The following is a 14486-nucleotide window of genomic DNA, read 5'->3' on the forward strand; positions in this document are numbered from 1 at the left end:
AACGAACCGCACATTCTGGCCATTGCTCAGGCCATTGCGGAAGAGCGCGCTAAAAACGGCGTTACCGGTCCGTGCTACGTGGGGAAAGATACCCATGCCCTGTCTGAACCGGCGTTCATCTCTGTTGTGGAAGTGCTGGCGGCAAACGGCGTTGATGTGATTGTTCAGGAGAACAACGGCTTCACCCCAACGCCTGCGGTCTCTAACGCCATCCTGGTGCACAACAAAAAAGGTGGTGCGCTGGCTGACGGTATCGTCATCACGCCATCCCACAACCCGCCGGAAGACGGTGGTATCAAATATAACCCGCCTAACGGTGGCCCGGCAGATACCAACGTCACCAAAGTGGTGGAGGATCGCGCGAACGCGCTGCTGGCTGATGACCTGAAAGGCGTGAAGCGTATCTCTCTGGATGCGGCCATGGCGTCCGGTCACGTGAAAGAGCTGGATCTGGTTCAGCCGTTCGTGGAAGGCCTGGCGGATATCGTCGATATGGCGGCCATCCAGAAAGCCGGCCTCAAGCTGGGCGTGGATCCGCTGGGCGGCTCCGGTATCGAATACTGGAAACGTATCGCCGAGCACTACAAGCTGGATCTGACCATCGTGAACGATCACGTCGATCAGACCTTCCGCTTTATGCACCTGGACAAAGACGGCGCGATCCGCATGGACTGCTCCTCCGAGTGCGCGATGGCGGGCCTGCTGGCGCTGCGTGATAAATTTGATCTGGCGTTTGCTAACGACCCGGATTACGACCGCCACGGTATCGTCACCCCTGCCGGGCTGATGAACCCGAACCACTATCTGGCAGTCGCGATTAACTACCTGTTCCAGCACCGTCCGCAGTGGGGCAAAGAGGTGGCCGTCGGTAAAACGCTGGTTTCCTCCGCGATGATCGACCGCGTGGTTGAGGCGCTGGGCCGCAAGCTGGTGGAAGTGCCGGTGGGCTTCAAATGGTTTGTTGACGGTCTGCACGACGGCAGCTTCGGCTTCGGCGGTGAAGAGAGTGCGGGCGCATCTTTCCTGCGTTTCGACGGCACGCCATGGTCAACCGATAAAGACGGCATCATCATGTGCCTGCTGGCGGCGGAAATCACCGCGGTCACCGGTAAGAACCCGCAGGAACATTACAACGAGCTGGCGGCACGCTTTGGTGCACCAAGCTATAACCGTATTCAGGCCAGCGCGACGTCAGCCCAGAAAGCGGCCCTCTCCAAACTCTCACCGGAGATGGTCAGCGCAAGCACCCTGGCGGGCGACCCGATCACCGCACGTCTGACGGCGGCACCGGGTAACGGCGCCTCCATTGGTGGACTGAAAGTGATGACTGAAAACGGCTGGTTCGCCGCTCGCCCATCCGGCACGGAAGATGCGTATAAAATCTATTGCGAAAGCTTCCTCGGCGCTGAGCATCGTCAGCAGATTGAGAAAGAAGCGGTAGAGATTGTCAGCGAAGTGCTGAAAAACGCGTAAGTGCGGTTTGGGTGCGGACTGATGCCCTCATCCTGACCCTCTCCCTTCGGGAGAGGGAGAAAACAATAAAACGGCAACCCTTGGGTTGCCGTTTTGCTTTGACCTAACTGTGCTTGTTCTTCAATTCAAACCGTGGTGATACCAGACCGTACAGCGTCCAGCCCATAAAGGTTACCATTGCCCCGTAGAGCATCGCTTCCTGGCCGGATGAGTAAAGCGCATAGAAGCTGTAAATCGCGCCAATCAGCGCCACGATATTGGCCGCGCGCGCTTTGCGCGGATCCACCTTCGCCACCTTCTGAATGATCACCAGCGCCGCCATCGACAGAATATACGGAATGATGTTCGTCACGACCGCCAGGTTGACCAGCACGTTGAACTGGCTGTTCAGCGACGGGCTAATGGTCATCAGCGACAATCCGCTCTGGAAGATGACAATCGCCAGCATGCCCTGCACCGGCGCATCCGCTTTGGTCACGCGAGAGAAGATTTTTGGGAAATAACCTTCATCAGCCGAAGATTTAAACACCTGTGCGATGGTGAACTGCCAGCCAAGGAGTGAACCGCAGCACGACATGACCATCAAACCCATAATCACTTTCCCGACTTCCGGCGTGAACATCTGCGCGAAGGCCAGTCCGAACGGCGCCGTAGAGTTAGCAAGATCCATGTTTGGCACAATCCCGGCAATCACGTTAGTCGAGACGATATAGATCACCGCCGCGCCCAGCGTACCGCCGAGGACCGCAATCGGCACGTTCTTTTCAGGGTTATCAACCACTTCTGCGTTGGCGCAGGCGGATTCCAGACCGAGGAAGGCCCAGAGCGTCATGGCGATAGAAGAGCCGACTGCGCTGAAGAACGGCACATGGTGCGGGTTCCAGGAGTTGGCGTACAGGGTCGGGCTGAACCAGAACCAGCCGATGATGCACAGGCCGACAACGGGAATAATTACCCCCCAGACGGTGATGCTGGAGAGCTGTCCGGTGATACGCGCCCCGCCAAAGTTAGCCACGGTGCAGATCCACAGCACGCCGATGGTGGCCAGGCCAATCTGTACCGGGCTGAGCGTCGCGCCAAACAGCTCCGTACCGTAGCCCACGGCGGAGATGGCAATCGCCACGTTGGCGATCAGCAGCGACACCCCGTAGGTATAGTTGGCCATAAAGTTGCCAGACTTACCAAAGGCATACTCGGCGTAGCCCCCCATGCCGCCTGACTTGCGGCTGAACATCCCGCACTTGGCAAACGCCCACGCCAGCGCCATTGAGCCTACGGCGGTCACCAGCCAGGAGATAATTGAAATGGTTCCTACTTCGGCAAGCTTGGTGGGCAGCATAATGATCCCGGAGCCCATCATGTTCACCATGGTGAGGATAGTTAGCTGCACCACGCCCATCTTATTGGACTTACTCATAATTTCTCTCCTTTCAGCAGCGCGGGCTGAGCGGCGGGTTGTTTGATGACGTTACAGCGAACCTGTTTGCGGCCCTCGCACTCTTCGACGTACACACCCTGCAGCTCCGGCGCGAAGCCCGGCAGCAGGTTGATGCCTTCTTCCAGCGCGGCGAAGTAGCGCAGCACGGAGCCGCCCCAGACCTCCCCTGGAACCACGCACAATACCCCCGGTGGATAAGGTAGGGCGCCTTCCGCGGCGATGCGGCCTTCCGCGTCGCGCAGGGAGACCAGTTCTACTTCTCCGCGCAGATAGGCGTAGTTCGCGTCCTGCGGGTTCATCATCACGCGCGGGAAGTGAGACTTGCGGAACATCTCTTTCTGCAGCTGCTTCACGTTGTGACGGGCGTACAGGTCATGCATTTCCTGGCAGATCTGGCGCAGGGTGTAATCCGCGTAACGTTCCGGATGCTGTTTGTAGAGAGAAGGCAGGACGTCTTTCAGCGGAACATCGCTCTCGAGCAGTTTTTCGAAACGCACCAGCTGCGCCACCAGCTGCTGCAGTTTGCCCATATCTTCCGCAGGCGTGAGCAGGAACAGGATCGAGTTGAGATCGCATTTTTCCGGCACGATGCCGTTTTCACGCAGGAAGTTAGCGAGGATAGTGGCGGGCACGCCGAAGTCGTCATACTCCCCGGTGCGGGCGTTAATGCCCGGCGTGGTTAGCAGGAGCTTGCACGGGTCGATAAAATACTGATGCTCGGCGTAGCCTTCAAAGGCGTGCCAGTTTTCACCCGGTACGAAGTGGAAGAAGCGCAGATCGGTCGCAATTTCCGCCGTGTCCCAGCTTTCCCACGGACGGCCATCCACCGTCTCCGGCACGAAGGGGCGCAGATACCGGCAGTTCTCCAGGATTAGCTTACGCGCTTCAATACCGTTCACCACGCAGTCCATCCACATGTTGCGGCCGCTCTGGCCTTCATGCATACGGGCGTTGATGTCCAGCGCGGCAAACAGCGGATAAAACGGGCTGGTGGAGGCGTGCATCATAAAGGCATTATTCAGCCGCTTGTGCGGGACATAGCGCTGCTGTCCTTTGATGTGGCTGTCTTTTTTATGGATTTGCGAGGTCTGGGAGAAGCCTGCCTGCTGTTTATGCACGGACTGGGTAACCAAAATCCCCGGGTCGTTTTCGTTCAGCTCCAGCAGCAGCGGAGAGCAGTCGGCCATCATCGGGATAAACTGCTCGTAACCCACCCAGGCGGAGTCAAACAGGATGTAATCACACAGATGCCCAATCTTATCCACCACCTGACGGGCGTTGTAGATGGTGCCATCGTAAGTACCGAGCTGGATCACCGCCAGACGGAACGGACGCGCATCGCGCGCACGGCCCGGTGCAACTTCGGCCACCAGCTCGCGCAGGTACTGTTCTTCAAAACAGTGGGCGTCAATGCCGCCGATAAAGCCGTACGGGTTGCGCGCGGTTTCCAGATAGACTGGCGTTGCGCCTGCCTGGAGTAGGGCACCGTGATGGTTGGATTTGTGGTTGTTGCGGTCGAACAGCACCAGGTCGCCCGGCGTGAGCAGGGCGTTAAGTACCACTTTGTTGGATGACGAGGTGCCGTTCAGCACGAAGTAGGTCTTATCGGCATTAAAGACCTTCGCCGCATGTTGCTGCGCAATGCACGGCGCGCCTTCGTGAATCAGCAGATCGCCCATCGCCACGTCGGCGTTACACAGGTCGGAGCGGAAAAGCGTCTCGCCAAAGAAATCCACAAACTGATTGCCGGCAGGATGGCGGCGGAAGAACTGGCCGCCCTGATGGCCCGGGCAGTCGAACGCACTGTTGCCCTGCTTCACGTAGTCGACCAGGGCGCGGAAAAACGGCGGGCGCAGCTGGGTTTCATACTTTTGGGCTGCCGCTTCCAGCTGGCGTCCATAAAAGTCGTTGCTGGTGTCTGAATACTCAAATACGCCATGAATGCGCGATAAATAGTCTGCCGGAATGAACTCTTCTTTCTGCGTCGCGACAAATACGGGAATGCCAAAACCGGTGGCTTCTATTTCGTCCAGTATCCCGCCGGTAATATCACTGACCGCCAGAACAATAGCGGCGACATCGATATAATCAGAGGCTCTGACATCCACCAGTTCACGCTGGGTGGTAAAGCAATCAGGACAAGCGCGGCTGGCTGCGATTTTTAAACTTTTCATCTTTCTCTCTTTATTTTAGGTAATAAGCGTCCCTCGATTTCTTGCAAGAAAGAAATCGATAATTTTCCGGAAAAAAAGCAAAGGGTGGCCGCTGATTAAAATCAGTACATTGCTTTTTTGAAGATTGAAATTCAGTCCGCCCGGTGCGGATGAGTCTGAATCAAGATGAATGAGCGCACGAGTTCACAGGCAAAGACCTGTAAAATAAGATGTTTCAGGATAACCTGTAAGCGAGTGCGCCAGAAGTCGAAGGACTACCGGGCATTAAAGAGATGAAAGTCAAAGCAGTTTCGGTGGGCAAACATCATGATATGCGTTGTCCGCCTTATATGGGGCATTAAGCGATTGTTGTTTTCCATGTTTCATTTTCCTTTCAGTAATTGAAAGCATGGTCATTTTATCCAGGAAAAAGCGATTAACTGTGAACAAGATCACCGTTAACCGATCAAATCAGAAATAAATATTCGTTTTGGATGAATATCGCAGATCAAAATTCTGATTTGTTGGTGTTGCGTTAACAGGTTGTATTATCAATGTTTTAAATGAGCAAAAATAGCCCGTAAAAATAACGTATGGGTTATTTATGAAATATTGCCTGAGGTATTTCGGTTTTATTTAAAAATAAAATGAATAGTTATTCAAAGCATAAACCGATAACCGATACCGGTTTCAGTTAATAAATGGCGAGGGCGAGCGGGGTCGACTTCGAGTTTCTGACGAAGATGTCCCATATATATGCGTAAATAGTGACTATGCTCCACGGCGTTGGGTCCCCACACCTGACTTAACAGCTGGCGCTGGGTGAGAACCTTGCCGTGGTTGTTGAGCAGCACGGCGAGCAGGCGAAACTCAATGGGCGTAAGATGAATTTCCTCTTCGCCGCGCAAAATGCGCCGCGCGGCCAGGTCAACCCGGATATCCCCAAACGCGTAGGTTGGATCGGCAGGCGTGGTGGCGCTGTGGCGACGCAGCGCCACGCGAAGGCGAGCCTGAAGCTCGCCGATACCAAACGGTTTAATCAGATAGTCATCCGCCCCGGCATCCAGCGCGGCGATTTTATCCGTCTCTTCAGTACGGGCGGAGAGCACGAGGATCGGCATCTGGCTCCACTGGCGGACTTCACGAATAAAATCGATGCCGTCGCCGTCCGGGAGTCCAAGATCGAGGATCACCAGGTCCGGCTTGCGGGTGGCGGCCTCAATTAAACCCCGCTGAAGCGTACCCGCATCATGAACGCGCAGACCGTCTCCTTCCAGCGCAGCGCGCAGAAAACGGTTAATGGCGATCTCATCTTCAACAATCAGAACGTTAATCACAAATCCTCTGGTAATTCATTAAGTTCTGGCGGGGTTTCCAGAGGAAGTGTAACACAAAAACGCGCACCGCCTTCCGGACGATTCTCCGCGGAAATGGAGCCGCCATGCACGTCAATGATCGCCTGGCAAATCGCCAGCCCCAGCCCCACGCCCGGAATGGCCGACTCCTTATTGCCGCGTGCAAATTTCTCGAAAATAGCCAACTCCTGCCCGGCTGGAATGCCGGGGCCGGTATCCCAGACGTTAAGGCGAAGGGTGTTATCTTCCACTGTCGCATCCACCCCAATCTGAGCACTGGCGCCCGCATATTTGGCGGCATTTTCCAGCAGGTTGATCAGCACCCGCTCGAACAAGGGCCCATCAACGTGAATTAACGTCAGGGGCTCGGGCATGTTCAGCGCGATATGTCGCCCGCCCAGACCGGGTTCGAGCATTTTCAGCGCGCTGCCCACCACCTCTTCAAGCGTGAGCCACTCTTTTTTGAGGTTAAAACCGCCCGACTGGATACGCGCCATGTCGAGCAGGTTATTCACCAGACGCGTGGTATTCAGCACGTGCTGGCGGATCTCGCTGGCCTGAAGGGCATGTTTAGAGCCTTCCGCCGCCAGGTCCAGCGTCAGAATTTCTGACTGACCGAACAGGACGGTGAGCGGGGTACGCAGATCGTGAGACAGCGCTGCCAGCAGCGAGTTACGAATGCTTTCACGCTCGCTCGCCAGACGGGCCTGTTCCTCGCTGGCGGTGAGGGCCAGTCGTTCCAGCGCGCTGGCAACCAGCAGCGTAAACGTCTCCAGTAAACGCTGCTGTTCGGGGATCATCAGCTGGCGCAGGTTGGAAGGCTCCACGATGACCAGCCCCTGATTTTTATCGGCACTGCGCAGGGGCAGAATTTGATATGGCACGCCGGGCAGGGTATCTGTCCCTGCGCCCGCCGGTAAGCCTTTGTCAAAGCTCCAGCGCGCGATGGCTTCGTCCCAGGGCGTCATGCCTGAGGCCGACGTCAGCGGGCGCAGCTTGCCGTGTTCGTCCGGAAGTAAAATCAGGTTGCTGGCATGAAACGTCGAGCGGATAAACTGCTCGCTGGTCTGTACGATATCCAGCGGCGTGCGGCCCACCGCCAGCGATTTCGACATCTCATAGAGATGGCGCGTGCGCTGTTCGCGATAGCGGGCGATACGCGCCTGATAGCGCACGCCCGCCGTCAGATTGCCGATCACCAGCCCGACGGTGAGCATCACGGCAAAGGTGAGGATGTACTGCACGTCCGAGACGGCGAGCGTCCCGCGGGGAGCAATAAAGAACAGATCGAAGCTGATGACGTTAATTACCGTCGCCAGGACCGACGGCCAGCGCCCGTAAAAGAGCGCCACCACCACCACGCCGAGAAGGTAGATCATCACCAGGTTGGCGGCATCAAACGCAATCAGCCACTGGCTGGCAATCACGGTAATCAGGGCACAGAGCACGACGGCGACAAGACAGCCGCGAAGCTGAATGCGCCATTTATCGCTGAAGGTGCGGCTGTCTGGCGCACGATTGGGTAAGGGGGTAGGTTTGTCGTCCAGCGCCACGATCACCAGATCCAGATCCGGCGCGCGACGGGCCAGCTTGTCGGCAAAGGATTCGCGGCTAAACCAGCGGCGATGCTGACGACGGCCAATGACGATTTTCCCCAGGTTGTGCTCGCGCGCGTAGCGCAGAATGGCTTTATCTTCCTGAGGATCGGAAAGGGTGGCGGTTTCCGCACCCAGTTCCTGCGCCAGGCGCAGCGAACTCAGGATCGCGCGGCGCTGGTTTTCGGGCAGCGCGTGCAGCTGCGGCGTTTCGACAGACACCGCATGCCAGACGCTGCCAAATTTGGCCGCCAGGCGCGCGGCGGTGCGGACAAGCTTTTCATTGCCGCTGCCGTGACCCACGCACAGCAGGATGGCGTCCCGCGTGTGCCAGACGCGTTCCTGGCCCTGCAGGTCGCGCCAGGCGCGCATCTGATCGTCCACCCGGTCGGCGGTTCGGCGCAGGGCCAGCTCGCGCAGGGCTATCAGGTTGCCTTTACGGAAGAAATGTTCGATGGCGCGCTCGGCCTGGCCGGCGATATAGACTTTGCCTTCGTGCAGGCGCTGGCGCAAATCATCGGGCGGCAGGTCGACCAGCACCACCTCATCTGCGGAATCGAAGAAGGGATCGGGCACCGTTTCGCGCACCTGAATGCCGGTCACGCCGCTGACCACGTCGTTCAGGCTTTCGAGATGCTGAACGTTAACCGTCGTGAACACATCGATACCGGCTTCAAGTAACTCTTCAACATCCTGCCAGCGTTTGGGGTGGCGCGAGCCTGGCGCATTGCTGTGCGCCAGCTCGTCCATCAGGATAAGCGCGGGGCGGCGGGCGAGGGCGGCATCGAGATCGAATTCGGTGACTAACCGACCGCGATGGCTGATGCGGCGGGGCGGCTGAGTTGCCAGCCCCTTCAGCAGTGATGCCGTCTCTTTACGTCCGTGGGTTTCAACCACTCCGATCAGAATATCGAGCCCCTGCGCCCGAAGCCGCTGGGCTTCCGTCAGCATGGCGAAGGTTTTCCCGACGCCCGCGCAGGCGCCGAAGAAAATTTTCAGTTTGCCGCGATGGGCTTCAGCTGTTTGTTCGAGCAGCCTGTCCGGATCCGGGCGCATGGGCTCGTCGGTCATTTAGTTTTTCCTTAGCGCGTCCAGCGCCAGATTCAGCTCAACAATATTTACCACGGGCATGCCGATGAAGCTGACCAGCGGCTTTTGCGTGTGCTCGGCAACCAGCTGGCTCACCTGTTCGACGGTCAGCTGACGGGCGGCGGCGACGCGCGGGATCTGCCATGCCACGGCTGCCGGCGTCAGGCTGTAGTCCAGCCCGCTGGCCGAGGCGGTCACCAGCTCCACGGGAACGTCACGGCTGGCCTGTGGATTCGCGGCACGCAGGGCAGCCACGCGCTCAGTAACGGCTTTATCCAGCTCGGGGTTGCTGCCCGCCAGGTTACTGCCGCCGGATGCCATCGGATTATACGGGCTTTCGGCAGTGGCGGAAGGGCGTCCCTGGAAGTAGCGGGCATCCGTAAAGTTCTGACCAATCAGGCGAGACCCGCGGTTTTCACCGTTTTGCATAATCAGCGAGCCGTTAGCCTGATCCTTAAACCACCACTGGCCCAGCGCGGTGGTCACCAGCGGGTACAGCCCGCCGGTAATGAGAGACAGCAGAATAAACAGAAGTATAGCGAGGCGTAACATCGTCATTTGATTCACCTTTTAAACCAGGCCGAACAGCGTCAACAGCAGGTCGATAACCTTGATACCGACGAAGGGCACCACCAGCCCGCCCAGGCCGTAAATCCACAGGTTGCGGCGCAGCATGGCCGCCGCCGTGAGCGGCTTATAGCTCACGCCCTTCAGCGCCAGCGGGATCAGGAAGACAATAATCAGGGCGTTAAAGATCACTGCGCTCAGAATGGCCGAGGCCGGAGAATGCAGGTGCATTACGTTCAGGGCGTTTAATTGCGGATAGGTCGCAGCAAACGCGGCCGGAATGATGGCGAAATACTTCGCCACGTCGTTAGCGATACTGAACGTGGTCAGCGAGCCGCGCGTCATCAGCATCTGCTTGCCGATGTGCACCACTTCAATCAGCTTGGTCGGGTTAGAGTCGAGGTCGACCATGTTGCCCGCCTCTTTGGCTGCCTGCGTACCGGAGTTCATCGCCACCGCCACGTCGGCCTGCGCGAGGGCAGGGGCATCGTTGGTTCCGTCGCCCGTCATCGCCACCAGACGGCCTTCCGCCTGATACTGACGAATCAGTGCCAGCTTGGCTTCCGGTGTGGCTTCGGAAAGGAAATCATCCACGCCCGCTTCGGCGGCAATCGCCGCGGCGGTAAGACGGTTATCCCCGGTGATCATCACCGTTTTGATCCCCATCTTACGCAGCTGGGCAAAGCGCTCCTTGATGCCGCCTTTGACGATATCCTTCAGCGCAATCACCCCGAGTACGCGCGCGCCTTCGGCCACCACCAGCGGCGTTGCCCCCTGACGGGCCACGCTTTCAACCAGGCTGTCCACTTCCGGTGGGAAGTGACCGTTGTTGGCCTCGATGTGGCGGCGGATCGCGTCAACCGAGCCTTTACGGATCATGCGATCCTGGATGTTGATGCCGCTCATGCGGGTTTGCGCCGTGAAGGGTACGAACGTGGCGTGCAGGCTCTGAACGTCGCGCTGGCGCAGGTTAAAGCGCTGCTTGGCGAGGATCACAATGCTGCGGCCTTCCGGGGTTTCATCAGCAAGCGAGGAGAGCTGCGCGGCATCCGCCAGCGTTTTTTCATCCACGCCCGGGGCGGGTAGGAAATCTGACGCCTGACGGTTACCGAGGGTAATGGTCCCGGTTTTATCCAGCAGCAACACATCCACGTCACCGGCGGCTTCTACAGCACGCCCGCTGGTGGCGATGACGTTGGCACCGAGCATGCGGCTCATGCCGGCCACACCGATGGCCGACAGCAGGCCGCCGATGGTGGTGGGGATCAGACAAACCAGCAGCGCCACCAGCACCGTGACGGTGACCGCGGTACCGCCATAGGCGGAGAACGGCCACAGCGTCGCGGTTGCCAGCAGGAAGACAATGGTCAAGGCCACCAGCAGGATGGTCAGGGCAATTTCGTTTGGCGTTTTACGGCGCTGTGCGCCTTCCACCATGGCGATCATCCTGTCGAGGAAGGTTTCACCCGGGTTAACGCTGCACTGGATCACCAGCCAGTCGGAGAGAATGCGCGTCCCGCCCGTCACGGAGGCGAAATCGCCGCCGGACTCACGGATCACCGGCGCGGATTCCCCGGTGATGGCGCTTTCATCCACCGATGCGCCCCCTTCAATGACTTCGCCGTCGCAAGGGATGATGTCACCGGCTTCAACCAGCACCACATCGCCTTTACGCAGTTCATCTGCCGGAACGTGGTCCATCTGAGCGCCGTATTTCGGTTCCCGTAGCTTGCGCGCGAAGGCGGTTTTTTTCACCCCTTTCAGGCTGTTGGCCTGGGCTTTACTCCGGCCTTCCGCCAGCGCTTCCGCAAAGTTGGCGAACAGCACGGTAAACCACAGCCACAGGCTGATGGCGCCGGTAAACATCGCATTTCCCGGCATATGGCCCGTTCCCATGGCAATCGCCAGGGCGGTGGTCAGGACGCTTCCCGCCCAGACGATAAACATCACCGGGTTGTGCCACTGCACGCGCGGGCTCAGCTTTTTCACCGCATCCATGAGCGCCTGGCGAACTAATGACGGTTCGAACAGGGCCAGTTGTTTACGACTCATGACAATTTCTCCGCAAAATCAGCGTAAAGAGAGGTATTCCGCGACCGGGCCTAACGCGAGGGCGGGGATAAAGGTCAGGGCGCCGACCAGCAACACGGTGCCCGTCAGCAGGCCGATAAACAGCGCGCCGTGGGTCGGTAACGTTCCGGTGGTGGTCGGTTGGATTTTTTTATTCACCAGCGATCCGGCAATCGCCATGACCGGCACAATGATCCCGAAGCGGCCCACAAACATGCAGAACGCCAGCAGGCAGTTCCAGAACGGTGAGTTGGCGCTTAGGCCCGCAAAGGCGCTGCCGTTGTTGTTGGCGGCCGAGGAGACGGCATACAGCACTTCACTAAAACCGTGAATGCCGGGGTTAAAGATGCCGCTGCGTCCGGCCTCGGTCATCAGCGCCAACGCGGTGCCGAGCAGCACGAGAGCCGGGGTGACCAGAATCGCCAGCGCGGTTAATTTCATCTCGCGAACGTCGATTTTTTTACCCAGATATTCCGGCGTGCGGCCAATCATCAGACCGGCAATAAACACCGCCAGCAGCACGAACAGCAGCATGCCGTAAAGACCGGAGCCCACGCCGCCAAACACGACCTCGCCAATCTGCATCAGCCACATCGGGATCATGCCACCCAGCGCCGTAAAGGAATCATGCATGGCATTGACGGCCCCGCACGAAGCTGCCGTGGTGACCACCGCATACAGGCTGCTGGCGAGAATGCCAAAGCGGCTCTCTTTACCTTCCATGTTGATCGCGCTATCGGCACCGAGTGAGAGGAAGTGCGGGTTACCCTGCCATTCGGCCCACATCACCAGCGCAACACAGACCACAAAGATCAGCGACATGGTCCAGAGCACGGTGCGGCCCTGACGGCGATCGTTAACCACGTCACCAAAAGCAAAGCAGAGCGCGGCGGGGATCAGGAAAATCGCCAGCATCTGCACAAAATTAGTCAGGGCGGTCGGGTTTTCAAACGGGTGCGAGGAGTTGGCGTTGAAGAAGCCCCCGCCGTTCGTCCCGAGCATTTTGATGGCTTCCTGCGACGCCACTGGCCCCATAGGCAGGAGCTGTTTTGCGCCTTCCAGCGAGGTATATGGCGCGTAAGGCAGCAGGTTTTGCAGGCTGCCCTGCTGAATGAAGAACAGCGCGATCAGCAGCGCAATCGGCAGCAGGATCCACAGCGTAATGCGCGTCAGGTCTACCCACGCGTTACCCAGCGTACTCACTTTCTGACGCGCAAACGCACGCGTCAGCGCGAAGATCACCGCAATACCGCTGGCGGCAGAGAGGAAGTTCTGCACGGTTAGCCCGACCATCTGGCTGAAGTAGCTGAGTGTGGTTTCACCAGCATAGGACTGCCAGTTGGTGTTAGTGACAAAACTGACTGCCGTGTTAAGCGCGAGATGCCAGGACAAGCCCGGTAACTGTTGCGGATTCAAAGGCAGGATACCTTGCAACATCAGCATGGCAAAAAGCGCAATGAGCCCGACGATGTTCAGCAGCAGAATGGCGATCAAATATTCACGCCAGTTCATCTCCCGATCGTCTATACCCAGTACGCGCCAGATCCCTTTTTCAACGCTTCCCGTTCCGGGCAGGGGAACGTTATTGATTAGCCGTGCCAGCCCAGAGCCCAGTGGCCTTGCCAGAACGAACAACACCACTAAGAAACTGGCAATAAGCAAAAACGCCTGAGCAGCCATCAGAATGCCTCCGCGTTAATCAGGGCATAAACCAGATAACCCAATAACAGGAACACCAGCACGATGCCGGCAATAAGACCTGCACTCACAATCCACCTCCGGGTGACTTTTGTTGTTGTGCTAACGGTAGGATTTATGGCGCAAAGATTTCGCAAAAATGAGAAGGGCGGGTGTAAAAAAAGTATAAAAATGGCAAAGCCCACAATTTAACTATTGATAAGTAAATCGTTAACTTTTTTGTAACTTAATTACGGCGTGAATGTAAATTTTGGCTAAACGGACAAAAATAAGTGGTCGGATGAGTAGTAAAATTACAAACAAAGCGATATTATTTTAGCCAGGTCACAGATTTTGAATTTTCCGGATGACGTTTCCGGCCAACTATAGGGGAGAAAAATATGGACCTTTATAAAGAGTTTCCGGCTCATATCGTGTTCATGCGCCGCGCTTTCGCCGTAGTGGCTGGCGTGCTGGCTCTGCCGGTGATGCTGTTCTGGAAAGATCGTGCACGTTTTTATAGCTATCTGCACCGCGTCTGGGCGAAAACCAGCGAGAAGCCGGTGTGGATGGATCAGGCCGAGAAAGCGACCTGCGACTTTTACTAAGACTACACACAGCAATAAAAAAACCGCCAACAGCAATGTGGCGGTTTTTTTGTCCCTCCGGATTCGCGGTCCGTTGGGTGGTTTTCAAGCCCTCGTCAGAGACTTAAAAGAATATCTCGGGTCCTTGAGTAATCAAACTGCAACTCCCTAAATATATTCTTAAAAACCTTTTCAGTGGATTACGTTTTACGCCAGGGCCAACTACTATGCAGCGTCCCTTTCCGCCATCTCGCACATGGGCACCGGTCCCGGGAAAGGTGTGACCACAACCGTAAGTCAGGCTCTCGTCAGAGCTTGTGTCCACCGACTTATCACCGGTGGTGAACGGTGGAGCGGTTAGCAGCAGGGACCGCATAATGAAACGCTATTTTTGCATCGCGTTCATTGTCGCCAGCGTACTCGTTGTTAAAAGTGATGAACCGATCGGGTTTGTTGCATTTACCACGATAGCGCAGGACAAG

The 14486-nt window shown here is 57.3% G+C and carries 11 protein-coding genes; 2 read left to right on the forward strand and 9 right to left on the reverse strand.

The window, feature by feature from the left end:
• On the forward strand, positions 1-1473 hold a 1473-nt coding region (gene pgm / locus ACWYRJ_RS08820; protein ID WP_455507750.1), incomplete at its 5' end, for a phosphoglucomutase (alpha-D-glucose-1,6-bisphosphate-dependent).
• 103 nt (positions 1474-1576) lie between these two features.
• Here pgm and potE read toward each other — a convergent pair.
• The 9 genes from potE to kdpF all read right to left on the reverse strand — a co-directional run bounded on the left by potE (position 1577) and on the right by kdpF (position 13509).
• Positions 1577-2890, reverse strand: coding sequence for a putrescine-ornithine antiporter (gene potE / locus ACWYRJ_RS08825; RefSeq protein ID WP_008501072.1), 1314 nt, complete (start codon positions 2888-2890; stop codon positions 1577-1579).
• A complete protein-coding gene (gene speF, locus ACWYRJ_RS08830) occupies positions 2887-5085 on the reverse strand; it encodes an ornithine decarboxylase SpeF (RefSeq protein WP_149366025.1) in 2199 nt (732 codons plus the stop codon). Before speF ends, potE begins: the two co-directional genes overlap by 4 nt.
• Positions 5086-5339: 254 nt before the next feature.
• Positions 5340-5444 (reverse strand): leader peptide SpeFL, encoded by a 105-nt coding sequence (speFL, locus tag ACWYRJ_RS08835; protein WP_003858645.1) that lies wholly within the window; start codon positions 5442-5444, stop codon positions 5340-5342.
• A gap of 279 nt (positions 5445-5723) precedes the next feature.
• A complete protein-coding gene (kdpE, locus tag ACWYRJ_RS08840; protein ID WP_149366024.1) occupies positions 5724-6401 on the reverse strand; it encodes a two-component system response regulator KdpE in 678 nt (225 codons plus the stop codon).
• Positions 6398-9085: a two-component system sensor histidine kinase KdpD gene (kdpD, locus tag ACWYRJ_RS08845; protein ID WP_455507751.1), complete on the reverse strand. Its 2688-nt coding sequence runs from the start codon at positions 9083-9085 to the stop codon at positions 6398-6400. Before kdpD ends, kdpE begins: the two co-directional genes overlap by 4 nt.
• Positions 9086-9661, reverse strand: a complete 576-nt coding sequence (kdpC, locus tag ACWYRJ_RS08850) for a potassium-transporting ATPase subunit KdpC (RefSeq protein WP_455507752.1) — start codon at positions 9659-9661, stop codon at positions 9086-9088. It abuts the gene before it with no gap.
• A gap of 12 nt (positions 9662-9673) precedes the next feature.
• Entirely contained in the window at positions 9674-11722 is a 2049-nt protein-coding gene (gene kdpB / locus ACWYRJ_RS08855) for a potassium-transporting ATPase subunit KdpB (protein WP_008501077.1), read from the reverse strand.
• An 18-nt stretch (positions 11723-11740) separates the two neighbouring features.
• Complete coding sequence (gene kdpA / locus ACWYRJ_RS08860; protein WP_223581604.1) at positions 11741-13420, reverse strand: potassium-transporting ATPase subunit KdpA; 1680 nt, start codon at positions 13418-13420, stop codon at positions 11741-11743.
• Positions 13420-13509, reverse strand: a complete 90-nt coding sequence (gene kdpF / locus ACWYRJ_RS08865) for a K(+)-transporting ATPase subunit F (protein WP_014069365.1) — start codon at positions 13507-13509, stop codon at positions 13420-13422. Before kdpF ends, kdpA begins: the two co-directional genes overlap by 1 nt.
• Before the next feature lie 309 nt (positions 13510-13818).
• On the opposite strand from kdpF, the gene ACWYRJ_RS08870 reads away from it, so the two are divergent.
• Entirely contained in the window at positions 13819-14025 is a 207-nt protein-coding gene (locus tag ACWYRJ_RS08870) for a YbfA family protein (protein ID WP_008501079.1), read from the forward strand.
• The last annotated feature ends 461 nt before the right edge of the window (positions 14026-14486 follow it).

This window comes from Enterobacter sp. (genome assembly GCF_977039595.1).

What these genes read in the sequence shown, in the direction of transcription:
- kdpD (WP_455507751.1), bottom strand. Translation starts at nt 9,085, where the DNA reads ATGACCGACGAGCCCATGCGCCCGGATCCGGACAGGCTGCTCGAACAA.
- kdpA (WP_223581604.1), bottom strand. Translation starts at nt 13,420, where the DNA reads ATGGCTGCTCAGGCGTTTTTGCTTATTGCCAGTTTCTTAGTGGTGTTG.
- kdpC (WP_455507752.1), bottom strand. Translation starts at nt 9,661, where the DNA reads ATGACGATGTTACGCCTCGCTATACTTCTGTTTATTCTGCTGTCTCTC.
- ACWYRJ_RS08870 (WP_008501079.1), top strand. Translation starts at nt 13,819, where the DNA reads ATGGACCTTTATAAAGAGTTTCCGGCTCATATCGTGTTCATGCGCCGC.
- potE (WP_008501072.1), bottom strand. Translation starts at nt 2,890, where the DNA reads ATGAGTAAGTCCAATAAGATGGGCGTGGTGCAGCTAACTATCCTCACC.
- speFL (WP_003858645.1), bottom strand. Translation starts at nt 5,444, where the DNA reads ATGGAAAACAACAATCGCTTAATGCCCCATATAAGGCGGACAACGCAT.
- kdpB (WP_008501077.1), bottom strand. Translation starts at nt 11,722, where the DNA reads ATGAGTCGTAAACAACTGGCCCTGTTCGAACCGTCATTAGTTCGCCAG.
- speF (WP_149366025.1), bottom strand. Translation starts at nt 5,085, where the DNA reads ATGAAAAGTTTAAAAATCGCAGCCAGCCGCGCTTGTCCTGATTGCTTT.